The organism is Fodinicurvata halophila, assembly GCF_042651425.1.
Lineage (GTDB): Bacteria > Pseudomonadota > Alphaproteobacteria > Kiloniellales > DSM-21159 > Fodinicurvata > Fodinicurvata halophila.
The window spans coordinates 336,577-360,821 of the sequence record NZ_JBHSCW010000001.1; the positions used below are offsets into that span (position 1 = coordinate 336,577).

At 58.1% G+C, this 24,245-nt stretch carries 24 protein-coding genes; 2 read left to right on the forward strand and 22 right to left on the reverse strand.

The window, feature by feature from the left end; genetic code table 11:
* Positions 1-7: 7 nt before the first annotated feature.
* The 16 genes from ACFOW6_RS01630 to ACFOW6_RS01705 all read right to left on the reverse strand — a co-directional run bounded on the left by ACFOW6_RS01630 (position 8) and on the right by ACFOW6_RS01705 (position 15,274).
* Positions 8-730: an ABC transporter ATP-binding protein gene (locus ACFOW6_RS01630; RefSeq protein ID WP_382420478.1), complete on the reverse strand. Its 723-nt coding sequence runs from the start codon at positions 728-730 to the stop codon at positions 8-10.
* The gene (locus ACFOW6_RS01635; protein ID WP_382420480.1) at positions 723-1,478 is read right to left on the reverse strand and encodes an ABC transporter ATP-binding protein; all 756 of its coding nucleotides are present in this window, start codon (positions 1,476-1,478) and stop codon (positions 723-725) included. The genes ACFOW6_RS01630 and ACFOW6_RS01635 overlap by 8 nt, the downstream gene beginning before the upstream one ends.
* Positions 1,475-2,440 (reverse strand): branched-chain amino acid ABC transporter permease, encoded by a 966-nt coding sequence (locus ACFOW6_RS01640; RefSeq protein ID WP_382420482.1) that lies wholly within the window; start codon positions 2,438-2,440, stop codon positions 1,475-1,477. Before ACFOW6_RS01640 ends, ACFOW6_RS01635 begins: the two co-directional genes overlap by 4 nt.
* Positions 2,437-3,303: a branched-chain amino acid ABC transporter permease gene (locus tag ACFOW6_RS01645; RefSeq protein ID WP_382420484.1), complete on the reverse strand. Its 867-nt coding sequence runs from the start codon at positions 3,301-3,303 to the stop codon at positions 2,437-2,439. The genes ACFOW6_RS01640 and ACFOW6_RS01645 overlap by 4 nt, the downstream gene beginning before the upstream one ends.
* Before the next feature lie 70 nt (positions 3,304-3,373).
* Positions 3,374-4,564, reverse strand: a complete 1,191-nt coding sequence (locus ACFOW6_RS01650) for an amino acid ABC transporter substrate-binding protein (protein WP_382420486.1) — start codon at positions 4,562-4,564, stop codon at positions 3,374-3,376.
* Between the two features lie 140 nt (positions 4,565-4,704).
* Positions 4,705-5,592, reverse strand: a complete 888-nt coding sequence (locus tag ACFOW6_RS01655; protein WP_382420488.1) for a LysR family transcriptional regulator — start codon at positions 5,590-5,592, stop codon at positions 4,705-4,707.
* A 298-nt stretch (positions 5,593-5,890) separates the two neighbouring features.
* Complete coding sequence (locus tag ACFOW6_RS01660) at positions 5,891-7,294, reverse strand: amidase (RefSeq protein ID WP_382420490.1); 1,404 nt, start codon at positions 7,292-7,294, stop codon at positions 5,891-5,893.
* 10 nt (positions 7,295-7,304) lie between these two features.
* Positions 7,305-8,033 (reverse strand): SDR family NAD(P)-dependent oxidoreductase, encoded by a 729-nt coding sequence (locus tag ACFOW6_RS01665; protein WP_382420492.1) that lies wholly within the window; start codon positions 8,031-8,033, stop codon positions 7,305-7,307.
* A gap of 44 nt (positions 8,034-8,077) precedes the next feature.
* Positions 8,078-8,842, reverse strand: a complete 765-nt coding sequence (locus ACFOW6_RS01670; protein ID WP_382420494.1) for an SDR family NAD(P)-dependent oxidoreductase — start codon at positions 8,840-8,842, stop codon at positions 8,078-8,080.
* Positions 8,839-9,672 carry a polysaccharide deacetylase family protein gene (locus ACFOW6_RS01675; RefSeq protein ID WP_382420496.1) on the reverse strand — a complete coding sequence of 278 codons (834 nt, stop codon included), beginning with the start codon at positions 9,670-9,672 and terminating at the stop codon, positions 8,839-8,841. The genes ACFOW6_RS01670 and ACFOW6_RS01675 overlap by 4 nt, the downstream gene beginning before the upstream one ends.
* A 22-nt stretch (positions 9,673-9,694) precedes the next feature.
* Positions 9,695-10,429: an ABC transporter permease gene (locus ACFOW6_RS01680; protein ID WP_382420498.1), complete on the reverse strand. Its 735-nt coding sequence runs from the start codon at positions 10,427-10,429 to the stop codon at positions 9,695-9,697.
* Positions 10,430-10,506: 77 nt separating this feature from the next.
* Positions 10,507-11,376 carry an ABC transporter permease gene (locus ACFOW6_RS01685; protein ID WP_382420500.1) on the reverse strand — a complete coding sequence of 290 codons (870 nt, stop codon included), beginning with the start codon at positions 11,374-11,376 and terminating at the stop codon, positions 10,507-10,509.
* On the reverse strand, positions 11,373-12,527 hold the full coding sequence (locus tag ACFOW6_RS01690; RefSeq protein WP_382421002.1) for an ABC transporter ATP-binding protein: 1,155 nt from the start codon (positions 12,525-12,527) through the stop codon (positions 11,373-11,375). The genes ACFOW6_RS01685 and ACFOW6_RS01690 overlap by 4 nt, the downstream gene beginning before the upstream one ends.
* Before the next feature lie 33 nt (positions 12,528-12,560).
* Positions 12,561-13,595 (reverse strand): ABC transporter substrate-binding protein, encoded by a 1,035-nt coding sequence (locus ACFOW6_RS01695; protein ID WP_382420502.1) that lies wholly within the window; start codon positions 13,593-13,595, stop codon positions 12,561-12,563.
* 30 nt (positions 13,596-13,625) lie between these two features.
* Entirely contained in the window at positions 13,626-14,237 is a 612-nt protein-coding gene (locus tag ACFOW6_RS01700) for a MarR family winged helix-turn-helix transcriptional regulator (protein WP_382420504.1), read from the reverse strand.
* 221 nt (positions 14,238-14,458) lie between these two features.
* Positions 14,459-15,274 (reverse strand): aspartate dehydrogenase, encoded by an 816-nt coding sequence (locus ACFOW6_RS01705; protein ID WP_382420506.1) that lies wholly within the window; start codon positions 15,272-15,274, stop codon positions 14,459-14,461.
* A 151-nt stretch (positions 15,275-15,425) separates the two neighbouring features.
* Between ACFOW6_RS01705 and ACFOW6_RS01710 the strand changes: the two genes are divergently transcribed.
* Both ACFOW6_RS01710 and ACFOW6_RS01715 read left to right on the forward strand, forming a co-directional pair.
* On the forward strand, positions 15,426-16,049 hold the full coding sequence (locus tag ACFOW6_RS01710) for a TetR/AcrR family transcriptional regulator (RefSeq protein ID WP_382420508.1): 624 nt from the start codon (positions 15,426-15,428) through the stop codon (positions 16,047-16,049).
* A 113-nt stretch (positions 16,050-16,162) separates the two neighbouring features.
* Entirely contained in the window at positions 16,163-16,846 is a 684-nt protein-coding gene (locus ACFOW6_RS01715; RefSeq protein WP_382420510.1) for an SRPBCC family protein, read from the forward strand.
* 88 nt (positions 16,847-16,934) lie between these two features.
* Here the strand turns inward: ACFOW6_RS01715 and ACFOW6_RS01720 are convergent, their stop codons facing one another.
* The 6 genes from ACFOW6_RS01720 to ACFOW6_RS01745 form a co-directional block, all read right to left on the reverse strand.
* Positions 16,935-17,468 (reverse strand): cupin domain-containing protein, encoded by a 534-nt coding sequence (locus ACFOW6_RS01720; protein WP_382420512.1) that lies wholly within the window; start codon positions 17,466-17,468, stop codon positions 16,935-16,937.
* Between the two features lie 57 nt (positions 17,469-17,525).
* Positions 17,526-18,917, reverse strand: a complete 1,392-nt coding sequence (locus ACFOW6_RS01725) for a gamma-glutamyltransferase (RefSeq protein WP_382420514.1) — start codon at positions 18,915-18,917, stop codon at positions 17,526-17,528.
* 24 nt (positions 18,918-18,941) lie between these two features.
* Positions 18,942-20,390, reverse strand: coding sequence for an aldehyde dehydrogenase family protein (locus ACFOW6_RS01730; RefSeq protein ID WP_382420516.1), 1,449 nt, complete (start codon positions 20,388-20,390; stop codon positions 18,942-18,944).
* 127 nt (positions 20,391-20,517) lie between these two features.
* Entirely contained in the window at positions 20,518-21,015 is a 498-nt protein-coding gene (locus tag ACFOW6_RS01735; RefSeq protein ID WP_382420518.1) for a (2Fe-2S)-binding protein, read from the reverse strand.
* A complete protein-coding gene (locus ACFOW6_RS01740; protein WP_382420520.1) occupies positions 21,012-21,842 on the reverse strand; it encodes an FAD binding domain-containing protein in 831 nt (276 codons plus the stop codon). Before ACFOW6_RS01740 ends, ACFOW6_RS01735 begins: the two co-directional genes overlap by 4 nt.
* Positions 21,839-24,190 carry a xanthine dehydrogenase family protein molybdopterin-binding subunit gene (locus ACFOW6_RS01745; RefSeq protein WP_382420522.1) on the reverse strand — a complete coding sequence of 784 codons (2,352 nt, stop codon included), beginning with the start codon at positions 24,188-24,190 and terminating at the stop codon, positions 21,839-21,841. The genes ACFOW6_RS01740 and ACFOW6_RS01745 overlap by 4 nt, the downstream gene beginning before the upstream one ends.
* Positions 24,191-24,245: the final 55 nt, after the last annotated feature.

The window sequence follows — 24,245 nt, forward strand, 5'->3', positions numbered from 1 at the left end:
TTATCGCTCATGTGATGCCGATATAGGCTTCCCGCACTTCGGGAGACTTCTCGATTTCGGCCGAGGGCCCCGAAAGCTTGACGACGCCTCGGTCCAGAACATAGGCCCGATGGGCCAGTTCGAGGGCCGTCATGACATCCTGTTCAACCAGGAGAATGGCGACGCCGCTGGCATTGATCTCCACCAACGCGTCACTGAGTAGTTCTACCGCGCGTGGCGCCAGACCAAGCGAGAGTTCGTCGATCATCAGCAATCTCGGCCGGCTCATGATACCGCGCCCGATCGCACACATCTGCTGCTCCCCACCCGACAAGGTGGCCGCATCCTGATTTGCCCGCTCGGCAAGCCGGGGAAAGATCGTCATAACCCGTTCGAGATCACGCGGGATGCTGGGATCCTTGCGAGGCCGCAGATAGGCACCCATCAGCAAGTTGTCCCGCACACTCATCGTGCGGAAGAGCCTGCGGCCTTCCGGCACCTGTGCAATGCCGGCATGGAGCGCAGCATCGGGGGTGCAACCTGTCAGATCAGCTCCCTCCATCCGGATACTTCCCGCCCATGGTTGAACCAGGCCGGACACTGTTTTCAGAAGGGTCGTCTTTCCGGCGCCGTTGGATCCGATGAGGCAGACGATTTCGCCCGAACTGACGGCTAGATCGACCCCCCACAGAACCTGGATCTCGCCATACCCGCTTTCCAGACTGTCCACTTGAAGCAGAGTGTCACTCATTGGAGCCAGCCTCCTGCGCGCGTGCACGTGCATACCGGGCACCCAGATAGGCATCGATTACACGCTCGTCCTGACTGATCTCGGCCGGCGTGCCTTCGGCGATCTTGGCGCCATGATGAAGCACCACGATCCGCCCGCATAGCGACATCACCACTTTCATGAGGTGTTCGATGATAATGATCGTCACCCCCTGCTCGGCAATCCGCCGGATCAACGCCAGAGCTTCATCGATTTCCGCGGGATTGAGACCGGCGTTGACCTCGTCCAGCAGAAGAACCTTTGGCTTCATGGCCAGGCTTTTGGCCAGTTCCAGGCGTTTTCGACCGGCTAAAGTGAGCTCGGACGCGCGCATGTGACGAACGTCGCCGAGCCCGACGAAGCTAAGGGCATCGGCGGCCTGCGATTCGGCCTCCTTGATGCCATTCGCGCCCGCCGCAAACACGACAGCAGCCATCACGTTCTCCAGTGCACTCATTTCTGGGAATGGCTGAACCGTCTGATACGTACGGGCAATGCCCAGACGCGCCACCTGGTACGGCCGCTTTCCGTCGATGCGCTTGTCGTTGAACCAGATCGGACCTTCGCCACGCACCGCACCAGTGACGACATTGACGAGGGTAGTTTTGCCGGCACCATTCGGCCCGATGAGGCCAACAATCTCTCCGGCCTCCACGGACAGCTCAACATTATCGAGCGCAACCAGGCCATCGAAGCGGCAGGTGACCTGCTCCAGTCTCAGCACGCTCATTTCTTGTGCTCCCCAGCCTTCTTGCGTGAAAGGAGCGTTCCCTTACCTGCCCGTCCGGGCCGGCTTCTGACGAGACCAACCAAGCCATTTGGCAGGAAGAAGATCAGCGCAACGATGAGTATGCCCAGAACCCCGGAATGGAAGGACAGGAAATTGCGCCAGACGAGTTCCTCCATGACCAGGAAGATCCCTGCACCAATAACAGGCCCGACCACCGTGCCCGCCCCGCCCAGCAATGCGATAACAACCGGCTTGACCGAATGGAGGATGTCAAAGACGTCCGGCGGTTCGATATAGAAGACCCAGGAGGCGTAGATCGCCCCGGCACCACCGACAAACAGCGCGGACAACGTAAATCCTACGACCTTATAGAAGGTAGTGTTTACGCCCACCATCGCTGATGCATCCTCGTTCTGGCGGATGCACTTCAGCGCAAACCCGATTTTGCTGGAAGCGACAAGCCAGTTCATTACGAATGCGAGCACGGCCAAGGATAACATCGCCCAGAAGAACAACCGCGCCTGGGCGTCCACCGATATCTGCAGGACGGGCAAATTGAGCCCCATACCCCCGCCGGTCAGGCTGGTCCATGAGGTAGCAACTTCCAGCAGGACCTCCCCGACGACCAGGCTCGCGATGGCGAAATAGTGCCCCTTCAAATGCAGGATTGCAGCGCCCAAAGCGGCGGCGAAAAGGGCCGCGGCAAGGCATGCGGCGCTCCAGGCTAACGGCATCGGCACACCGGATCCCTGCAAAAGCGCACCGGTATAGGCACCAAGGCCAAAGAAGGCGGCCGTTGCAAAAGAAGGGTAGCCGGCATAGCCGCCAATCACGTTCCAGGACAGCGCCATTACGGCATACATCGCGAACATCGTGCCGAGCCGAAGCAGATAATTGTCGCCGAGGATGGGCAAACTTGCGATTACTGCGATTACCAGTGCCGTGAGGAGAATGCGCATCATTCGTATCCCTTCCGGCCCATGATGCCCGTCGGCTTGAAGATCAGCAGCAGGATAAGAATCACGAACGCAATGGTGAGTCCGTGCTCCGGGCCGAAAAACAATGCGCCAAAGCTCTCGATCACACCAAGCGCGAGTCCGCCGATCAGTGCGCCCCCGATGCTCCCAAGGCCACCGAGAACGCATACGACGAAGGCGATGCCGAGAAACTCGGTGCTGTTCAGAGGGGAGATCGGGAAGATCAGACTGAGCAGGCTTCCGCCCGCACCCGCCATGAAAGCGCCTATTCCGAACGTCAATGCATACACATGCTTGACATTTACTCCCATCAAGGCAGCAGCTTCACGGTCCATACGCACAGCCACAATAGCCTTGCCCATCCGCGAACGTATCAGGACGAAATAGAGAATTGCCGTCAGCAGGATTGCCAGAGCCATGGCGAAAAGACGGTCAAGCGGTATGATGAGATCCCCGAGCGGCGCGCTGCCCATAGGATTCTCCAGCCGGACAGTGCGATAGTCAGCGGTAAAGGCAACAAGCATGCTGTTGTTGAGCAGCAACTCCAGCCCGAAGGTCAGAACCAGCGTCGTCAGCACAGGTGCGCCCATGACGCGGTTGATTAAGCCGCGCTGCGTCAGGTAGCCGAGCACGAAGAGAAGAGCGCCCGCGATGATGATCGAGGCGAAAGGATGCAGCCCCAAATGAACCCAGGCAAAATAGGCTACATAGGAGCCAAGCACCACAAACGAGCCATGCACGATGTTGATGACGTTCAGAACGCCCCATACCAGGGAAAAACCGACTGCGATGCAGGCATAAAGGCCTCCCAGCATCAGCCCGTTGAGCAGGATCTGCACATAAAACATCGCGAAGGATCCGGATGGACGTCAGTCGCGGAAGTGCCTTATCCGCGACTGACTAAGGGTGAGGGCAGCTTCAATTGATGCCGCCGAAGCGCATATCGGTCTGCTTGATGGCTTCAGGATAGATTACCTTGGCCTCGCCATCCTGGATCTGGAACACCGGTGGCTCGAGCGAAGTGATCTGGCCGGTCTCTCCAAAACGGATCGGGCCGTAGAATGTCATCACGTCAATGTCGGCCAGCGCATCGCGAACCGTGACCGGATCGATCGAGTCAACCTCTTCAATTGCCAGCTGAAGGATCACGCCGGCTGCACTCGCAGATGCCTCGGCGTAGTCCGGACGGCTGTCGTACTCCTCCTCGAACAGCTCCAAGTAGTTCGCGGTCGTTCCGAAAACTCCCTCGCCGTCATACTCGACTGCAGGATGCCACCAGGCAGCACTGGACACGTTTTCAGCCGCTTCGCCCGTGGCCTCGATGAACTCCTTGTATGCGGGTCCGGCGATCATGCTCAGCACTTGCGGCTGCACGCCAAGATCCCGCATCTGCCGGCGAATGAGAATGAGATCATTGATATAGCCTGTCGCAAAAACCCAGTCAGGCTGCGAGTCCCGCAAAAGAGTGAGCGCCGAGGAATGGTCGTTAGTGCCGATCGCATACTCGTCGAAGGACACGACCTCGAAACCGTTCTCCTCCGCCGATTTTTCCATCTCGTTGGCAATTGCCAGCGGGAAAAGATCGTTTCGCGCGTAGATGGCCACCGTTTCGATATCCTCGCCCGATCCGGCAACGATCTCGGCCATCGGGTCGGTCAGCGTATTGTTGGGGGTGAAGGTCCCAAACAGGAACCGGTAGCCCTGGTTGTAAACCTCTTCCGAGGATGCGGTCGCCGCCACCGTGGGGATCTGGTAGCGTTCGGAGACGCTGCTCGCGGCCTTCGTCGCACCCGAGCCGAACGGCGAGAACAGGAAGTCGACGTCCTCCTCCGTGATCAGCCGTTCTGCCGTCTGTACCGCTCGCGGCGTGTTCGACTCATAGTCCACGTAAACGATCTCGACCCTGTAGTCAGTATCACCAACGGTAATGCCACCGTTCTCGTTAACCGTCTTTGCCCAGAGGTCGTAACCACGCTGCTGCTTATCGCCTTCGGGTGACAACGGTCCTGTCAGGGGCAAGGGCGCGCCTATGCGGATCATGTCGTCTTCCGCGGCCGCCGAACCTGCCAAACCGGATACTCCTACGGCCAACGCAAGGCCGATGCCCATCAAACTCCATGTGCACTGAGCCATTTTCACACCCCCTTCCGTCCAGAAGTCGAGTAAACCGAATAAACTGTGACTCTGGTTAATGTTCTCTGGAAGCAGAAATTTACGTTCAGGGCGTTGCGTAAATTGCAACATCCTTGCTAAAGGGCGAATGTTTCAAGGATGGTTTTCACAAATCCATCCGCAGCCGGCGTCAGATCAATCTCGGCATGCTTGCACACCTGTGTTTTCGCTTGGCCGAGAATGGCATCGTCGATGGGAACGCCAACAAGTCGCTGAGAGATCAGTTCCTGTTCGAACGAAAATCCGGGCAGAAACGCAATTCCCATTTCCTGAAGAACGAACTGGCGGAGCATGTCGATTGAGTTTGTTTCGAGGCGAACATTGATTCCGAGTTGCTCGGTCGCGCTGGCATGGTCGATGAGATGTCGTATGCCGAAAGAGCGGTCAGGCAAGGCAACGGGCTGATCGGTCAGCTCTGCAAGGCTCACCTGGCGCCGTTCAGCAAATGGGTGAGATGGACTCATGACTGCCAAAAGCGGCTGGACAATGCTTGCGATCACTTCTACGTCGCTGCGCGGCAGTGGGTGAAAGGAAATTCCGATATCACCCATATCCTCGGCAATCGCTGCCATGACCCCGTCGGTTCCCGCCACGCGAACATCGTAAGTAATCTGAGGGTGACGCTTCGAAAATGAGGCGATCGCTTGGGGCAGCATCCAGCCGATGGTTCCCTCCACCGTGTAAATGGTCACATGCCCCCTGTGCAGCCCCTTGAGAGCGTCGATTGAGGCACGCACCCGATGGAGCTCACGGCTGCGGCTCCGTGTGAAGCGCGCCAACACCTCGCCCTCCGGCGTCAGCTTGACGCCTTTGGCATGGCGGATGATCAGAGGCGCCTCGAACATATGTTCCAGCTTGTCAATCTGTCGGCTAACCGAGGAAGGGGAGACGTTGAGGGTTTCAGCTGCCTTCCTGATTGAACCCAATTGGGAGACCTTGTCGAAATAAGTGAACGCTGTATCCATTCAACGCCGCTCCAATTGGGTCTGTACCATCGCCAAAGGTTATGTTGTCCAGCGTATCATAGGAAACCATCACAGAGACTCCGAGCGTCGGAGCTCATCTTGTGTACGGGAATGTATTGGAATCGCCACAGCAAGGGGAACAAGCCTGTTCTCGATCGTTCGGATATGCCGTGGCAATCCAATAGTGTACAGATTCTAACGCGAGCGCTTTAGGATCATCCGGCTGCTTCTAGAATTCGATGCAGCCGGAAGCAGGCCACATTCTTCCAAATTACTGAAAAATCAGCCCCAAACCAATTCAATATGAGGCAGCTCTCTGAAAAGACCCCAACCCTCGATGCAGGTCGTTCGCCAGATTCAAGAGAGTTTCCTCCTCATACCAACGACCGGCCAACTGTAGCCCTATCGGCAGTCCTTGACTGGTCCATCCACAGGGCACTGAGATTGCCGGATGGCCCGTCAGGTTCATCGGGAAGGTATAAGGATACCAACCGGCACGGATTGCGCCAGCATTGACCCCTGCAATTTCCACATCTGCATGGCTATCTGTATCGGCCGATAAGGACGCAGCCGCCAACGTGGGCGTCAACAGAACATCAAACTTCTCAAAAAGTCGTTCCAGTTCTCGGTAGAGTGCGGTCCTCTCCGACATCGCGTTCTGCACGTCGATCCCACTGCGGGCTCGCCCATTTTCCATGGTCTGAACAAAGGAGGGATCAAACCGTTCGCGCTCACTATCAAGATGGGACCCCACGCGGGCCATCAAGGCAGATTCCAGATGAACTCGGAAGCCGGGCTCATAGCGGGCAAAGTTGACGTCTATCGTCTCGATCTCGGCCCCCTGCTGTTCGAGTTCTGCAGCTGCCTTCTTGACGGCTACAGCCACTTCTTCCTCGATCGCGGGGTTGCCGACCTTGAGCGCAAAGCCGATTCGAAGGGGCTTTGGTGGAACCACGGCATCTGCCAGGACCTTTGCCCAGGGATCACGTGAATCAGGGCCAGCCATCACAGAGTACATAAGCTTCAGGTCTTCCAGGTTGGCCGTCATCGGGCCAATGTAGGAATTGTTTCCGAACAGATCTGCTGAATGAACGTGCGGAATGCGCCCTTGAGTGGCTTTTAACCCGTAGGTTCCGCAAATGCTTGCCGGTATCCTGACTGATCCTCCGCCGTCGGTGCCAATCGCAAGTGGCACTTGGCGCAGTGCAACAGAGACAGCAGCGCCTCCGCTGGAGCCTCCACTCGTATAATCAGTGTTCCAGGGATTGAGCGTTCGCCCGAACAATGGGCTTTCGGTGAAGGGCTTGTGGCCGAACTCGGGTGTTGTGGTCTTGCCCACGATCACCGCATCTGCCGCCCGCAGTCTGGCAACCGGCGCTGCGTCTTCCGGTGCCTGCTTGCCGGCGAACACCGCCGAGCCGGAAGAGGTGGGCATGCCGGCCACATGCACCAGATCCTTGACCGAAACGGGCACTCCCGCCAAGGGACCCAGGTCCTTTCCACTGGCACGGTCGGCGTCCACTCGCTCTGCCTCAGCCAGTGCATTTTCCTTATCGAGATGGATGAAAGCGTTGGCCTTTGGTTCGGTCGCTTCGATACGGGACAAGGCGGCGCTGACGGCTTCCCTGGCAGAAAGCTCTCCGCTTTGGACGCGCGCGGCTATTTCAGTGGCGGTCAGCGCCACGTAATCCTGTTCCTGCATAGTATCTCCTTCAGATCATCCAGCGTCCGCCATCCACCAAGAGGGTCTGGCCTGTCATGTATCGGCCCGCCGGGCTGGCAAGGAACACCACTACATTGGCGATATCCTCGGGTTCCCCGACGATGCCCATAGGCACGGTGTCCTTGATGCGCTCTATCACTTCGGATGGCATGTAATCATGTGCACGTGTCCGTATGGCGCCAGGTCCTACGGCATTCACCGTGATTCCGGCTGGAGCCAGTTCCCTTGCTAATGACCGCGTAAAACCGATAACGCCCATCTTTGCAGCAGCATAATCGGCCAGCCCAACATCTCCGTAAAAGGCCGCTTCGGTCGACATATTGACAATGCGCCCCTGACCTCGGGCAACCATGCCAGGTGCGACAAGCCGACTAAGGCGCAGAGTTGTCATGAGAGAAATCTCGAGGACCGAGCGCCAGGTTTCCTCTTTGGACTCCACGAACGGTCCGACCTTTTCGCGTGCGCTCTGACCAACGTTATTGAAAAGCACATCGATCGGCCCGAGATCATGCTCTGCACGTTTAACAGCACTCTCCAGCGCCTCTCCATCCGTGCAGTCTGTGACGAATGCTGCGGACTTACTCCCCAAAGCTTCGACTTCTTCGGCAACCTTCTCCAGTGATGAGTCTTCGATATCCAGAAGCGCAAGGTCCGCACCAGCTTCAGCGAAGGCCAAGGCAGTTGCCCGTCCTATGCCATTGGCGGCGCCCGTTACCATGGCTGTTCCTGAGATGGAAAAGGCAGACACAGTGACCTCTCCAGTTAGTGAAAACTACGCCCCCCATCCACGGACAGGGTCGTCCCGGTCACATGCATTGAGTCTGACGACGACAAGTATAGAGCTGCTTTCGCAATATCTTCCGGCTGACCAATCCGTCGGATTAAATACCGGTCCTTTATCCGCTCAAGCTCTGCATCGGGATCTGGATGTGATTCGAATGACTGCCTGAACAGAGGCGTATCTATGATGCCCGGACAGATGGCATTCACTCGGATGTTGTCGTCAGCCAGATCCACAGCCAAGGCCTTGGCAAACATCACGAGACCCGCCTTCGACGCACAATACGCAGTCCGTTCCTCCAGGGGGCGCAATGCAGCTCCGGAAGAAATATGTACGATCGTGCCACCTCTGGCTGTCTGCAAATGCGGCACCGCAGTCTTACAAAGATGAAATGGAGCTGTCAGGTTCACATCGAGAACACGCTGCCATTCGCTTGCCGAGGTCTCGGTAAAGGGCTTGAGCAGGTCAATCCCTACTGAGACAACAATCCCATCCAACCCGCCCAGGGCCTCCGCCACTTGTAAAATGCTTTCCTGGACTGCTGCCTCATCGGTCAGGTCACAGCTGGCGGATGCAACAGGTGGCGCCCCCTCCTGGCTCAACGACGCCACCACCTGTGAAAGCCCATCTCCATCGCGATCGAGCACCGCGACAGCCGCCCCTTCCGCATGAAAGATCTCAGCAGTGGCCCTGCCTATCCCGGAGGCGCCCCCTGCTATCAAAACGCGGCGACCTGACAGCTTCATCGAAATGCATACCTGTCTGCTGATTCGAGTGATGGCCGCACCGCTTCAGCAACATCATCACAACGTGCGAACCAAACCCGGTCATGTTCCAGGATATGCTCTATCAACCGCTGCAACGCGATCAGGCGAGAGCCCCGACCTATGATTTGCGGATGCATCGCCAAGGTGAAGGCTCGATCCTCGTGATAGAGGGTGTCGAACTCCGCGCACCAAGCCTCCGCTACGGCAGAGGGAGCCTGCATTGTGCGCCCGGGCAAAGTGATAGAGTATTGGAAGAATGGAGCATCGTCGAGCACCCAGGCAAAGGGAAATTCCACTATCTGCGTTTTCTCTCCATTGACCCCATGAAGATAAGGTGAGTCATCATCGAAGAAATTGCTCGAATACCTGAAGCCCTTCTCCACCAGGAGCGGCATTGATATCGGGCTCACCTCTGCGGCCGGGGAGCGCCAACCCACAGGCTTGCGACCCGTCAATCGTTCGATGATCTCGATCCCGCGATCCATTTCCTCACGCTCTTCTTCTTCAGTAAGCGAGAGGATCCAACGATGAGACCAACTATGATGTGCGATTTCGTGCCCGTATTCGAGAATCTTCTCACACAGTTCCCACCGCTGCTCAATGATCAGCCCGGGCACGAAAAAAGTTGCCTTGATGCTATAGTGATCGAGAAGATCAAGGATCCGGTCCGTTCCAACCTTCCAGCCATAGGCGCCCTGGGATAGCACCACTGGTCGCTCCGCGTTCTTGGCATCCCGTGCGGTCCACATCGTTTCCGCATCCAAATCGAAGGTTAACATCACAGGGAAACCCTGGTCGGCAATAGGCATGGAGAGCCCTCCTTTCTGAAATCTACGCGAAACGATGGAAACCGACCCATCGCTCGGCGATAACGAGGAACAAGCCGGTGGCCATGATGAGCAGCGTGGAGATCGCCGCGATGCCGGGATCAATCCCATGTTCCACCGCGCTGAAAATCTTCACGGGCAATGTTGTCTGCCGAACGCTGACCAGAAAGATCGAGACGGGCACATTGTCAAACGACACTATGAACGAAAAGATTGCGCCGGCTACCAGCCCCGGACGAATGAGTGGCAAGGTTACCAGTCGAAAGGCCGTGAACCGGTTTGCCCCAAGCGTACAGGCTGCATCCTCAAGCGCTGGATCCGTGCCACCAAGGCTGGCAAGGAGCGAACGCACGACGTAAGGGACCGTGATAAGCGTATGAGCCAAGGCCAGAGAGAGGAAGCTGCCACGCACGCCGATGAGGGTGTAGTATTGGAGGAGGGCAACCGCGATGACCACAGCGGGGAATACCAGTGGCGCCATAAGTGCCGAGGAAATCGCTTCCGCCCCCGGTACGCTGCGTCTGACAAGCGCATAGGCAGCCGCCGTTCCCAATATGAGCGAAATAACAGTCGCACAAACAGCCAGGATCAGACTGAAGAATGCGGCCTCCAGATAGGCTTCATCACTCAGCACATCCACATACCATCGAAGACTGAGCCCTTCCGGCGGCACCGTCAGATAGGAGGTTGTCGTCAGGGATGCAAGTACGACGACGATGACCGGAATCTGCAGAAACAAGAGGGCCAGCGAACCATAGAGCGGGAGAGCGCTTCTCGAGATGCCTCTGGTGAAACGGTAACGAAGAGGGGGGCTATTCATCTGATTTCGGCCCAGCGCTTAGCAACGCGCCCGGCCCCCCACACCAGAACAAGTACGATCACGGTCAAAATGAATGCCATCGCGGCACCTTTTGGCCAATTGAGATTGCTCAGGAACTCATCGTAAATCAGCGTCGACATCACCTGATAGGTCGGCCCCCCAAGCAGCCTTGGGGTCACCAGAGCGGATATTGTCAAGACGAAAACAAGGATCGCACCGGACAGGATACCCGGCACGCTCAATGGCAATGTGACCTTCCTCAGTACGGTCAACTTTGAAGCACCAAGCGTATAGGCCGCATCTTCCACCTCTTGGGGGATCCCCTGTATGGTTCCGATCAGAACAAGAACCATGAATGGGAGGAAGATATGGCTAAGCCCGATTATCAGACCGGTAAAGTTGAACATCAGCTGCAGGGGCTCTTCGATCAGGCCGATCCAGGCCAAGGTCTCGTTTACAAGACCGTAGTTCGATAGCAGAACGATCCAGCCGAAGGAGCGAACCACCAAGTTCAGCAACAGCGGGAATACGACCAATATGATCAGCCACGGACGAAGAGCAGATCGCGTACGAGCAAGGAAGTATGCGAGCGGATAGCCAACCACCAAGGTTGCCACCACAACAAAGAGTCCGAGGCCCAGTGTGCGGGCAATGATCTCAAGATAGAAGGGATCAGTAAGTATCGCTACGTAGTTTTCCAGCGTCCATGCATCTCCAATTCCCTGACCCGGGATATAGGGATGAAGGCTTGTGGGAAACAGCAGCACCAGAGGCAGAACAAAGACCGCTATCAGAAGCAGGATAGATGGCGAAAGCAGGTCCAAACCGCTACGCCTGAGGAATCGACCGAAGGAGCGCTTGATCATTTGTCCTCAGCCATAACGATCACATCATCTGGGGCAATTCTCGCCTCCAGCTTGCCGCTCTCTTCCGATGGCAGCCTACCCTGAGCAATGCGAAGCTCCGCAGCCAGTTCTATAGTGTCCGCAATGCGCACCAGGTATTGCTGGTCTCGGCCCGCAAAAGAACTCACCACCATTGTGGCCGGAAAACAGTTGACCCTCCCATTGGCGTCGCTTGAACCCTCCTCAGCATGACAGAGGTCAACATTTTCCTGTCGAATGATAACGCGCACCTGATCTCCGGTATTTACACCTTCCGGCACATGAGCAACGGAAAGCGTTAGCCCACCCTCCAGACTGACCCTTGGGTGTTCGCCGTTCTCGATTAACGATCCGGTAAAGGCATTCGATCGTCCGAAGAACTCTGCAACGAACTTGGTGCTTGGCTGACTGTAAACTTCACGAGGGGTGCCTGTCTGCTGATGCTCACCATCCGAGAGCACGCAGATACGATCAGACATCGTAAGAGCTTCTTCCTGATCATGTGTCACGAAAACTGTGGTAACAGAGAGTTCCCTCTGCAAACGGCGGAGCTCCAAGCGCATTGCATCTCGAAGCTTGGCATCAAGGTTCGACAAAGGCTCGTCCAGCAGCAGCAACGCAGGTCTTGGAGCAACCGCGCGAGCCAGCGCCACACGTTGCTGCTGGCCACCAGAGAGTTCTTGAGGCAGTCTATGCTCTAGCCCCGTCAGGCGAACCAGGGCAAGGGCTTCCTCTACACGTGGACTGATATCCTTCTGAAAAACCTTCTTGCGCCGCAAGCCAAAGGCTACGTTTTCAAATACGCTCATATGCGGAAAAAGGGCATAGGACTGAAACACCAACCCGATATTGCGCCGGCTTGGCGGCTTCCAGGTTACGTCCGTCCCTCTAATCAGTATGCGCCCGTCACTAGGCTCTATAAGTCCCGCAACCATCCGCAGGATCGTACTCTTGCCGCAACCCGACGGTCCCAGCAGGGACAGGAACTCGCCTTGCTCCACATCGAGAGAGAAACCCTTGACTGCTACATGATCACCAAAAACCTTGCGCAAATTGGCAATCCCAAGCGCAGTTTCTCCCATATCGACAGCTTCCTCTTTTCGGATATCGGCAGGCTGAGGTGGTCGGCTCATGGCCGTCACCTCAGCCATCCCAGAAATCGGGTGTTAGTTCGCGATTTCCCGCTGCCAGCGTTGAGTCCATTCAGGGCGCAGCTCGGATGTCACATCCGTATCAGGGTACCAGAGCTTCTCATAGTCTTCGCTGCTCGGCAGAACAGCTTGAACTTTTTCAGAAAGGTCCACATCCATCCGAACTGGGGCAGCATACATGTTTTCGGCAAAGCACTCCTGGCCCTCTTTCGAGAACAGAACGTCCATATACTGCAGAGCCAGATCCTTGTTCGCGGCTCCCTCCGGGACGGAGACAGTGGGTCGAATTCCAACAGCCCCTTCTTCCGGATAAGAGACGGCGACGTTAACCCCCTTATCGGCAGCTGAGCCGGCGCGATCCGGATACCACGGGGCCATCACGATTTCGCCCCGCTGAAAGAGTTCCACAAGCTGGTCTGCCTGGGTATAGAGCGTGACAACGTGGGGCATCAGGTCTTCTATGGCCTCAAAACCAGCGTCCTGGGATTCAAAATCGCCATCCTTCATACGATTGACAGCCAGAAGGAAATGCAGGCCCGAGGTTCCAGTGATATCCCCAAGGGCGATCTTCCCCTCATATTTGGGATCGAAAAGGTCGGACCAGGACGTCGGCGGGGAATCGACTTCGTCAGGGTTGTAGGCAATGACAGTCGCTGAGGTCATGAAGTTGGCAAAATGACCGTCTTCATTGAAGACATTCGGATCCACGCCGTCATAGTTTTCCAGGCTTTCGAAATCGAGAGATTCCAGAAGGCCTTCGGCTTCCATTTGCTTTGCGATTTCGATGTCCATATACGCAAGGTCGATCTCTGGATTGCCCGCTGTAGCGCGAATCTTGGCCGCATTGTCTACGGAACTGCCAAGGGTCATGATAACCTCAGCTCCAGTTTCTTCCTCGAATGGCGCGATATGGCACTTCTCCGTGGCGTCGCCGAAGGACCCCCCAAAAGTGGCAATCACCAGTTCATCAGCGGCCTGTGCTCCCGATCCTATCGCTAGCACCCCAAACACAGCAGCTGACAGGCAAAATCTTGTTTTTGGCTTCCACATTATTTTTTCTCCCATATGTGAATAAAATCACTACTCAACCTGCTCGTTACTTTTATCTTTCTCGTTGGATGCTGTTACAGTCCCAGCACCGTGAAACATTCCGTTGCTCCATCCTTGATTCAGGACAAGCATTCGGCTCAGCATGACGGACAGGTTATCTTGCTCCGCTTCGCTGAACATTCGAATGAGTTCGTGTTCCACCTTGGCGTGACTTTCCATAGCCTGGTCGGCCAAGACCTTCCCTGCTTCGGTGAGTTCGACAATTACAGTTCTGCCATCGTGCGGACCGTCATGGCGAACAACCCAGCCCTGACGTTCCAGACGCGCCAAGAGGTTGGAAGTGCCTCCAGATGTCATTAAAAGCGTTTCACGGAGGCGCGTTGGTGACATCCGGAAAGGAGGGCCTGAGACTCGCAACGTCGCCAATACTGCAAAGGCGTGATAGCGAAGCCCGTGCGGCTCGAGCCCAATATTGAAAGCGCGCATGATGATTTCCTGCAAACGCAGGATGCGTCCGACAACGGCCTTGCCCGAACAATCGAGATCTGGGCGCTCCCGACGCCACTGCGTCATACCCAGGCCGACGATGTCGAACTCTGGATCCACCCTGTTGTCCGCAACGATAGAATCGCCGTCAGTCATAGTTCCTTCTATCATTTCAATATACCTTTCGCAAAAGATACTTTTGCTCATTGTAAAGCTATATGGGCATTGAAAGCATTTGGACCCAGATGACCTGAGCCATGTACAATGCCGGCTTTTTGCGTTTTGACACCGCAGAGTCAGAGGGAACAGGTTCTATCGCCTGAGATTGACTTCCAGGGTTGATGGTGCCCGATGCAGTTACGGTAGCAAGACCTAGGCTACCGGATCTCGACCACGGTACGGTTGTTTCGAACTGCGTCCAGCAGACTGAAGACCGTCAATGCAGAGGTCCGTGCATTGCTTGAGGAGGCCAGTCCGCCCATTCGCAACTCGAGGCTTCCTGTTGTCGCCTCCGCCCTGATTTCGTGGATGTTGGACAGGGCCTCCGGATCGGCAACAAGTTCGACTTGGGTCGAGTCCAACCCAAGACCCGCCAGGCCAACAATGGCGGCCACGTTCGCATTCTTCGGAAACAGGGCCGCCGCTTGTCGGGCATTTCCCTGGAAGAAAACCCGTGCAGTTTGCAGTTGATCAAGATCGCAATGCTCTTCCGCAGCCGTACCCTTCCAGGCAGCTACCGGCTTGATCCCGCGATAGGTGACCGTCTTCAGGCCCGCCAACGCCATGGCTGACAGGGCATCGATCGCACCGATCGCCCCAGACGGAACCATGATGCGTCCTTGCCCCGCCCTCGCCGCTTTGGTCAGAGTTTCATAAAGCGCAGGGTCAACCAAAGCCCCGGAAGACGCGGCCACAAGGTCAATGCCCTGCCTCAAGAGCGGCGCGCCGTAATCGTTCAAGGCAGCATTGCCGGCACACTCGACGACAAGCGTTGGATTGCTTTCGACGAACTCATTCAGGGTACTGACAAATCTGGTGTCGCCTGCATATTCCGCTCTCAACCCATCTACGTACTGGGGCCGCACCAGGATAGAGACGAGCCTACCCGCCCCATCCAAATGCTTCAGGTTATCGAGAAACGCACGACCTATCCCCCCAAACCCAATCAAACCAATTTTGCGTGTATCAGCCAATTCTAGCTCCATTGCCTTTGTGGATTGTGCGCCTAATTTAGAATCCTCTCTCGGTAGAAACCTCTGTTGTCATTGGCAAACCGTATGGATACAAATTGACCAAACGGTTCGTTAACCGATCCTGAGAGAAACATGAAGGAGATGCCTTACCATGGCCCGAGCGGGAACCCGCGGCGATTCCAGGGAACTGATTCTGCAAACGGCGATTTCTGAATTCGCCAGCAAAGGCCTGGACGGCGCGCGGGTGGATTCCATCGCGAACGCGGCCGGTCTCAACAAGAACATGATCTACCACTATTTTGGCAGCAAGGAACAGCTGTTCATTGCCGCACTGGAATCCGTCTACCAGACAGTGCGGGATCGTCAGCAGGACCTCAGCATCCGCGATATGGGTCCTGAAGAAGGCATGCGCCGGCTCATTGAGTTCACGGCGGATGTCTGGATCGAGATGCCGGAGTTCGTTCGCCTGCTGAATAGCGAGAACCTTCATGAGGCCCGCCACGTAAAGCAGTCATCAAAGATCATAAGCATGTATAATCCGCTGATGGACACATTGCGCGAACTCCTGCGAAAGGGAGAACAGGAAGGCGTATTCCGCAGCGATGTCGACCCCGTTGACCTCTATATCTCCATTACCGCTCTCTCTGCCTACTATGTCTCTCATCGCCATACCTTCGAAGCCATCTTCCAGACTCCGTTGATGACCCCCGAACGGCTCGAGCAGCGCAAGGCCACGATCTGCGAAACGATTCTTCGCTTTCTCAAAAGGGACTGATCCTGGGTTTTCTCCATGCCTCCTGGCAGAAGGAGAAGGCTTTATTCATGAAATGAATTATACTAACTTGTTAGTTAATACTCCAGGCAAGCGTTTCAGGAAGACTAAAGATCATGCAGATTCAGAACAGTTTCGAAGTTCCCGTCGACCCACAAACTGCCTGGACGACATTGCTGGATATCCCTGCGATCGCGCCATGCATGCCAGGTGCGCGTATCCTGGAGGTAAAGGATGAAGACACCTACAAAGGTGAAGTCCAGGTTCGTCTAGGCCCAATGGTGCTGAGCTTCCAGGGCACTGGCCAGATTGTCGAAAAGGACGAGGCAAATCATAATGCAAAAGTCAAAGCGCAGGGGCGCGATACGAAGGGACGTGGAAACGCGTCAGCAGATATCGCTTTCCATCTGGTGCCGCTTGGCGATGGAACGCGTGTAGACATTACCACAGATCTCAACCTCAGCGGATCCGTCGCCCAATACGGACGCAGCTCCGGCATGATCAGCGACCTGGCAAACCATCTGGTCGGCGAGTTCGCGAGCAACCTGCGCCAGAAACTGAATGAAGATACGGACCCTGCCCCTGCCACAGCAGAGAACACAGGTTCCGAAACCATGGACGCCCCCGCCTCTCCCGCCCGGAACGGAGCCAACTCGGGGGCAGACCTCGAGGCAAAGCAGGGTATGTCGCAAGACGGCAGAACCGAAACGTCCCAAGATACCAGGCCGCTGTCAGGAATTTCCCTATTTATCATGCTGATCAAGGGCTGGTTCCGCCGAACCTTTGGCGCAGCAAAGTAAGCTCGACCTCTTCCTTCTTGCCACACGCCTTTCGGGCTTCCCTCGACCTCGCGGCATCGTCCAAACCGGCCGACGGACCCGCCTCACCTTACTTTCTGCCGAGATGCGCCTCTCTGTTCTGATAGAGGCTGTCGTCGGCATACCCCATGGCATCGGGTCGGTTGCGGCCCAGCATGACCTGGAAGTAGACCGGCTCCAGGCTTGTGTTCTCATAGCCATGGATCACGCCGGGCGGACAGGAAATACACTCCCACGGACCCAGGCGGGTCCACTTCTGCTCGCCGTTCTCGTCCTGGACAAAGACATCCAGGAAACCCTTCAGGACGAAGAACACCTCCTCCACCTCGTGGGTGTGCGGGGCGTTCCCCTGGCCGGGATTGACGTACATGATGCTCAGTGTAAACCCGCGCGAGGGGATCGAGTTCGGGTCCTCGTGCTTGCCCGAACCGCCACCGCCAATGAAGCGGTGCTGCGCACGCTTGTAACCCTCGACTTTTGCGTCCTCAAATGCTTCCCAGTCGGGCACCCTGTTCGAGAAACGCGCCACATATCGATCCAGTATCTCATCGAGGCTCGCATCCTTGAGTTCATCCGGACGCGGATGTCTCGCTACAACAGTCATCTTATCGGTCCTCCGGTTTGCTGTTTTGTGGTCTTCTTTTCATGGGGTCATGAGAGTTCATAGGCGCCCTCCGGCGAGCGCCAGCGCCCCGGTGCGCGGGTCAGCCGCCGCTTCAAGCGGCGCGCACTCTCCTGGAATGCGGATAACCTGTTCTGCGGAGCGCAGCGAAAGCGCGGGAACCTCGCGCATGGAACTCTGCGTCGCCGTGAAGTCACAGCCCTTTTCAACCAGCACGGCGCCATTGCCATCCAATCCCCAACGCGGTCGGGTGACCAAGGCGCCCAGATCGTGCGCGCCATCGAGCAAATCGAGGATTGTCTGCAGATTCCACGGCGCCTGATTCTGCCCGCCGGGCGTGCCCCCCAGATACACTCCATCTGGCCGTTCCAGTGCCCAGGCCTGTAGCGTAGTGAAGGGTATGCGCCCCGCTGCGGGGGCGTTCCAGTGATCGGTGGGAGCCTCCAGATCAAATCCACGCCCCGGCCTGTTGTTCAGAACCAGGTCGTACTCGTCCAGAACCAGGGAAGACCCGTACTGTGGGAAGGAATTGGAATGCACCACCACCACGCCATTGCCGTCATTGTCCGCAGCGGTCACGACCGAAGTGCCCTCATCCCCTGCAGCAGTCAGCACCTCGCGCGCGGTGATGAAGGCAGTCCAGGAATCGCATCCCTGCGCAACGGCATGCTCCAGCGCCTTTGCGAGCAGCAGGCCATGGCTGGGAGCGGGCGTCATTCTCGCAACCCCAGAACCGTCCAGTTCCATCGTCAGAGGCACCGCTAAAGTTGCCTCCACCGCCTTCATGTCTTCCAGGCTGATAAAGCCGCCAGCAGCCTTGACACGTGCCACCACGGCCTCGCCAAGGTCACCGTGAAAGAGGGCTCCACGCTTGTTCGCGAAATCCCCCAGAAGTCGCGCCAGTCCTGGTAGATGCAGGGGTTCGCCGGCTTGGGGCAGCATTCCCTCCGGCAGAAAACGCGTCGAGCTGTTGTGAGATTTTAAAAGGGGGGCTGCCTCCCGGGTCAGATTGACGGCAACAGGGGTCCAGAAGATACCCGCTTCGGCATAAGCCGCCGCAGGAGCGATCAGTTCCGACAGTGGATGTACGGCGCGTTCAGCCAGTGTCGCATAGCCTATCGGCGCACCGGGTGCGCCGACCGAACACGGTCCTGTCTTTTCCAGTCTGGCCCCTGACCCCAGCGCCACCGGCCCGCCACCAATGGCGGTCAGGCACTGCACTTCGCCCTCGGCCGTGCGCATCAAAGCAACAAGATCGCCCGCCAAGCCGCATTTCATCGGCAGCCAGACTGTCTCAACGAAACAGGCAGCTAGAGCGGCATCGAAAGCATTCCCGCCAGCCCTCAAAGCATCCAGTCCGGTACGCGCAGCTGCCGGAACGGCTGCTGTGCAGACGAAATCGCCTTTGACGCTGTAGGGGTTTGAGCTCATGGGAGCAGCTGCTTCAAGAGCGACTCAGGCGTGCCCGGGAAAGCGCATGCCCGTGAACTTCCACTGGGTGCACTCTTCCATGGCGTAGCGCACGCCTTCACGGCCGTATCCGCTCTTGCCCACCCCGCCGAAGGGATAGTTGTCGAGTCGGAAACGGCTTCCCTCGTTGATCCAGAGAGACCCGACCCGTAACTCGTTGGAGACGCGGAAAGCAGTTTCCAGGCTGCTGGTGAAGCAGGATCCCTGCAGGCCGAATTCGCTATCGTTGGCAACCGCCAGGGCGTCATCCAGGTCACGCACCTTGATGACCACGGCAACCGGCCCGAAGATCTCCTCGCGCACGACCCGCGCATCGCGCTCAGGATTGACGATGATTGTCGGACGGATGGTACAGCCTTCGCGCTGAGGTCCGCCCAGAATGCGCGCCCCGGCAGTGCGAGCCTCCTCGATCATGGCCTCGATGCGATCTGCGGCCTCGCTCGATACCACGGGCCCCAAGTCGGTATCACGATCCCGGGGATCACCGACTTTCATCTTGGAAGCGGCAGTTTCAAACTTCTCCAGAAAACTCTCGAAAACCGGTTCCTCGACGAGTATCCGCTGGGTTGAAATACACTGCTGGCCGCTGGCTTCGAAGGCAGACGGCGTGATCCGCGCAACGGCATCCTCGATATTGGCATCCGCGCAGACGATATTGGGGGAGTTGCCCCCAAGTTCGCCGACGAAGGGCTTCGCCCCAGCGGCCTTGGCCAGGGCCTCGCCAGCCTTGGTGCCGCCTGTCAGGGTGACAAGCGCGACATCTTCGTGCTCGGCCAAGAGCCGCGCCTCCTCGCGATGGCCTGTCACCACGCTCAGCAGGCTTTCGGGCAGGCCCGCTTCCTCAAAGGCTCGCGCGATCTCGATGGCAATGGCGCTGCCCTCCAGGCAGGGCTTGATGATGACGGCGTTCCCCGTCACCAGCGCCGGCGCGACCTTCTGGACCAGCAGGTTTGCCGGCGCATTGAAGGGCGTAATGGCGGCAACAACTCCATAGGGCACGCGCCTGGTGAACCCGAACAGGTCCTTGCCCGCGGGTGCGCTGTCCAGCGGCAGAACCTCACCCCCAAAATCATGGATCTGACGCGCGCAGGCGCGGACGAAGGCGGCACTGCGCTTTGTTTCGAATTCGGCCGCGCGACGCGGCTTGCCGATGTGCGAAATGGACATCTCCACCAGACTGTCTATGCGCGCCTCGATAGCGTCCGCAGCGGCATTCAGCCATTGCGAACGCTGGGCGACGGTCGCCCCCAGGTTTTCCCCAAAGGCGTTCTTCGCAAAAGCAACCGCGGCCTCGATGCCCTCCGCACCAGCCGGCGCGATCTTCAGGCTTGGCTGTCCCGACCAGGGATTGGAGAGTTCATGCATCGTCTCGGACCGGGACAGCCCACCACCCGGAATCCAAGATTCCACTTCCGTTATCGCTGTCTCGGTCATCTCAGCTTGCCCTTCCTCACCCGATGGTTTGCATCTCGCATACATCAAATTAACTAACCAGTTAGGCCATTGCAATTGCACAATGCCCCTTGTCGTTCTTCCGCATATTTCAGACTATCCAGATACGTCAGGCGGACAGGCGGCCGTGTTCCTCGCCACCATGGGCCCAGCGTTCGCCGGCCAGGAGAACAGCGCTCACAATGCCCTGATAGCCGGTGCAGCGGCAGATGTTCCCTGACAGCTCCTGACGCACGGCAGCTGCTTCGGTGCAGATGCCCCGCTGGATCATGTCGCGTACCATGATTAGCATGCCCGGCGTGCAGAAACCGCACTGCAGGCCATGGGCATCCCGAAACGCCTGACGGATCACCGTCATCAGGGGATCCTCCTCGAATCCCTCGATGGTGCGCACCTGCTGGCCATGCACGCTGGCTGCCAGAGTGATGCAGCCACGCACCGGCTGCCCGTCCACCAGCACGGTGCAGGCTCCGCAAACCCCGTGCTCGCAGCCGAGATGGGTCCCGGTCATGCTTTCGTGGTCGCGCACGAAATCGGCCAAAGACTGGCGATCATCAATATCGCCGGTTACCCGACGGCCATTCAGCTCGAATTCTATATCAATCATTTGTTTCGTGCCTCCCTCACCGCTCGGCGTAGTGCCGCCCAGTGAAGTTCCTGTTCGTAGTCGTCGAGCCGGAAGCCGGCTTCTTCTGTGTCTTCATTCATCGCCGCGCGCAGGGCGCTCTCATCACCGTCTCCGGCTTCAAGCCGATCGGCAACTGCCTTCAGCTTCAGCGGAGTGCGGTCCAGCGCGCCCAGCACGGCACGGCTTCCGCCAGAATCCCCCAGGATCACGACTGCCATGGCATTGGCGAACTCACCGGCCTTGCGACAGATCTTGTGATAACCCCACCGCACGCCCGCCTGCAGACGAGGCACACTGACGGCTTCTACAATCTCCTGATCCTCAAGAGCCGTGGTCATGGCCCCGGTCAGGAAGGCGTCGACAGGCAGGCTTCTTGTGCCGGTGGCGCTTTTCAAGTGTACGTCGGCGTCCAAGGCCGTAAAGACCGTCGGCCACTCTGCAGAGGGGTCTGCATGAGCCAGGCTGCCGCCAATCGTGCCGCGATTACGCACGGAGCGATAGGCCAGGCTGGAAGCCGCACGGACCAGCAAGCCTGCAGACGGATCCGGTACGCGACCGTCCTCGATCATGGCATGGGTAACACCGCCACCCAGCAGGACCCGCCCGCTCTCTTCCGAACAGCTCCGCAGCTCGGACAGGACGGAAATGTCGATCAGCAGCTCGGGCTGCGCCAAGCGCAGGTTCATCATCGGACCCAGGGTCTGGTTACCGGCGACGAACTTTGCAAGGCCCTGCTCCTCCGCCGCCACATGCAGGGCGTGCTGAAGGTCGCGTGGACGCACATAGGTAAAGGGGGCCGGTTTCATTGCGCCGCCTCCTGCTGCATCATCCGCGCATGGCGCACTGCCTCATGAACGCGCCGGGGCGTCATGGGCGTCTCGTTCAATTGCGCGCCGATCGGAGCCAGCGCGTCGCGGATGGCATTGGCAATGGCCGCAGGCGGCGAGATCGCACCGCCCTCGCCCATGCCCTTCATGCCGTATTCCGTGTGCTCGGCCGGTGTCATCATATGCGCGATCTTGATCATCGGCACCTCGGTGGCCCCCGGCATCAGGTAGTCTGCGAAGGTGGTCGCCAGTGGCTGGCCGAAATCGTCATAGGGAATCTCCTCATAGAGGGCCGTGCCGATGCCCTGCGCTACGCCGCCCTGGATCTGACCGTCCACGATCCTGGGGTTGACAATGGTGCCGCAGTCCTCGACCACGCCATAGTCAAGTATCTCCACATATCCGGTATCGGGATCGACCGCGACCACCGCGACTTGGGTGGAGTAGCAGAAAACGCCCGTGTCGATTCCGGGCTGATAGGTGGTGGTCGCCTCCAGCGTCGGATCGGTGGACAGAGGCAGTCCGTCCTGGCGAAGGTGAGCGATACGTCCCAATTCCTGGAAGCTGACCTCGCCTTGGGGACCGCAGGCCGCGCCGTTCCTGAATTCAACCTGGGCCGGTTCACACTGCAGAAGATGCGCAGCGATATCCGCCATCTTGGTGCGCAGCAAGCGGCATGACTTGGCCACCGCTCCGCCCGCCATGACCATGGAGCGCGAGGCGAAGGTCCCCATGCCAAAGGGACTGAGCGTACTGTCTCCATGGCGCACGGAAATGCGGTCCGGATCCAACGACAGCTCGTGATGTGCCACCTGCGCCAGCGTTGTTTCCAGGCCCTGTCCATGCGACTGGATACCCACCAGTAGCATCAGCGTGCCGTCGGTCATCAGGCGAGCGGTCGCGGATTCGAAGCCGGGAATGACCGGCGTGCCGCGCGTCACCCATTCGCCGCAGCCATGCGCGGTCTGCTCGGTATAGGTGGCGAAACCGACGCCAATCAAACGCCCGTCCGGCTCAGGCGATTTCTGGCGCGCGCGCACACTGTCGAAGTCGATCAGATCGGCGGCCATCTGGACGCTCTTGGCGTAATCGCCGTTGTCATAAAGCAGGTTGGTGACCGAGCGGTAGGGCATCTCCGCTGGCCTGACCATGTTCTCCATGCGCACTTCATGCGGCTCGCGCCCCACGGCGCGGGCGATCTCGTCTATGGTCCGCTCGATGGTGAAGCAGGCCGCAGGCCGTGCCACCCCGCGGTAGGGTCCGATCGGCGACTTGTTGGTGCAGACCGTCAAGGTGTGACAGCGGTAATTCTCGACCCTGTAAGGACCGGGAATGTTCTTGGCCGCCATGCCGGTTTCCATGAAGGGACTGTTCGGCCAGTGGGAATAGGCCCCCGCATCCACGTAAACCTCGGCGTCCAGACCCAGAATGCGCCCCTTGTCATCGGCGTAGGCCTTGATCTTGTGAACGTGCTCCCGGCAGTGAATGGACGCCAGAAAGTGCTCGCGCCTGTCTTCGATCCAGCGCACCGGTTGACGCAGTTTGCGCGCCAGCGCAGCCACCATCAGTTCCTCGGGATAGAGGATGTTCTTCACGCCAAAGCCGCCACCCACGTCCGGTGCAATCACGTGAAGCTGACGCTCCTCGATTTGCAGGAACTGGGCCATGCCGGCGCGGATCTGATGTGGAAACTGGCTGGAGTTGTACACCGCCAGTTCATCCAGGCGGTGGTCCCAGTGGGCCAGGATGGCACGGCCTTCCAGGGGCACACCTGCCTGACGGTTCATGCGATAGGTCCGCTCGATCACAACGCTGGCGTTCTTGCGTGCGATATCGATATCGCCAGCCTCAACTGACTTGCGGATGAAGACGTTCTCGTCCCAATCGTCGTGAATGCGCGGGGCATCGGGCTCCAGCGCCTTCAGGGTGTCACACGCGGCCGGCATTTCGTCGATCTCCGGAAAGACCATCTGGGCGATGTCCTCGGCCTCGGCACGGCTCGACCCGACGCACATGGCGATGGGCTGGCCGACGAAACGGACCTTGTCGGTAGCCAGCCCCGGAAAGACGGAAGGGCGAAACCCGGCCACCTCCGGCACCGCCCGCAACGGCAGGACATCCGGAAAGTCCGATGCCAGAAACACGTTTCCACGCAGTTCTTCCGGAATATCCACCGAACGCAGCCATCCATGGGCCACTGGACTGCGCACGAAAGCCACATCGCGCAGACCGTGAAACCGTAGATCACTGACGAACTGGCCGCGACCGTGAAGGTGGCGTGTATCCTCTTTGCGCGGGACGCTGGCGCCTATACCCTTGTCAGACATGGATTTCTTGCTCCTGACGTGATCTCTCCCTCACCAGGCACTCCGGGTGAAGACA

What these genes read in the sequence shown, in the direction of transcription:
- ACFOW6_RS01720 (WP_382420512.1), bottom strand. Translation starts at nt 17,468, where the DNA reads ATGACTGTTGTAGCGAGACATCCGCGTCCGGATGAACTCAAGGATGCG.
- ACFOW6_RS01685 (WP_382420500.1), bottom strand. Translation starts at nt 11,376, where the DNA reads ATGATCAAGCGCTCCTTCGGTCGATTCCTCAGGCGTAGCGGTTTGGAC.
- ACFOW6_RS01715 (WP_382420510.1), top strand. Translation starts at nt 16,163, where the DNA reads ATGCAGATTCAGAACAGTTTCGAAGTTCCCGTCGACCCACAAACTGCC.
- ACFOW6_RS01740 (WP_382420520.1), bottom strand. Translation starts at nt 21,842, where the DNA reads ATGAAACCGGCCCCCTTTACCTATGTGCGTCCACGCGACCTTCAGCAC.
- ACFOW6_RS01735 (WP_382420518.1), bottom strand. Translation starts at nt 21,015, where the DNA reads ATGATTGATATAGAATTCGAGCTGAATGGCCGTCGGGTAACCGGCGAT.
- ACFOW6_RS01635 (WP_382420480.1), bottom strand. Translation starts at nt 1,478, where the DNA reads ATGAGCGTGCTGAGACTGGAGCAGGTCACCTGCCGCTTCGATGGCCTG.
- ACFOW6_RS01725 (WP_382420514.1), bottom strand. Translation starts at nt 18,917, where the DNA reads ATGAGCTCAAACCCCTACAGCGTCAAAGGCGATTTCGTCTGCACAGCA.
- ACFOW6_RS01670 (WP_382420494.1), bottom strand. Translation starts at nt 8,842, where the DNA reads ATGAAGCTGTCAGGTCGCCGCGTTTTGATAGCAGGGGGCGCCTCCGGG.
- ACFOW6_RS01665 (WP_382420492.1), bottom strand. Translation starts at nt 8,033, where the DNA reads ATGGTAACGGGCGCCGCCAATGGCATAGGACGGGCAACTGCCTTGGCC.
- ACFOW6_RS01645 (WP_382420484.1), bottom strand. Translation starts at nt 3,303, where the DNA reads ATGTTTTATGTGCAGATCCTGCTCAACGGGCTGATGCTGGGAGGCCTT.
- ACFOW6_RS01630 (WP_382420478.1), bottom strand. Translation starts at nt 730, where the DNA reads ATGAGTGACACTCTGCTTCAAGTGGACAGTCTGGAAAGCGGGTATGGC.
- ACFOW6_RS01695 (WP_382420502.1), bottom strand. Translation starts at nt 13,595, where the DNA reads ATGTGGAAGCCAAAAACAAGATTTTGCCTGTCAGCTGCTGTGTTTGGG.
- ACFOW6_RS01700 (WP_382420504.1), bottom strand. Translation starts at nt 14,237, where the DNA reads ATGACTGACGGCGATTCTATCGTTGCGGACAACAGGGTGGATCCAGAG.
- ACFOW6_RS01710 (WP_382420508.1), top strand. Translation starts at nt 15,426, where the DNA reads ATGGCCCGAGCGGGAACCCGCGGCGATTCCAGGGAACTGATTCTGCAA.
- ACFOW6_RS01650 (WP_382420486.1), bottom strand. Translation starts at nt 4,564, where the DNA reads ATGGGCATCGGCCTTGCGTTGGCCGTAGGAGTATCCGGTTTGGCAGGT.
- ACFOW6_RS01660 (WP_382420490.1), bottom strand. Translation starts at nt 7,294, where the DNA reads ATGCAGGAACAGGATTACGTGGCGCTGACCGCCACTGAAATAGCCGCG.
- ACFOW6_RS01655 (WP_382420488.1), bottom strand. Translation starts at nt 5,592, where the DNA reads ATGGATACAGCGTTCACTTATTTCGACAAGGTCTCCCAATTGGGTTCA.
- ACFOW6_RS01690 (WP_382421002.1), bottom strand. Translation starts at nt 12,527, where the DNA reads ATGAGCCGACCACCTCAGCCTGCCGATATCCGAAAAGAGGAAGCTGTC.
- ACFOW6_RS01640 (WP_382420482.1), bottom strand. Translation starts at nt 2,440, where the DNA reads ATGATGCGCATTCTCCTCACGGCACTGGTAATCGCAGTAATCGCAAGT.
- ACFOW6_RS01730 (WP_382420516.1), bottom strand. Translation starts at nt 20,390, where the DNA reads ATGACCGAGACAGCGATAACGGAAGTGGAATCTTGGATTCCGGGTGGT.
- ACFOW6_RS01675 (WP_382420496.1), bottom strand. Translation starts at nt 9,672, where the DNA reads ATGCCTATTGCCGACCAGGGTTTCCCTGTGATGTTAACCTTCGATTTG.
- ACFOW6_RS01745 (WP_382420522.1), bottom strand. Translation starts at nt 24,190, where the DNA reads ATGTCTGACAAGGGTATAGGCGCCAGCGTCCCGCGCAAAGAGGATACA.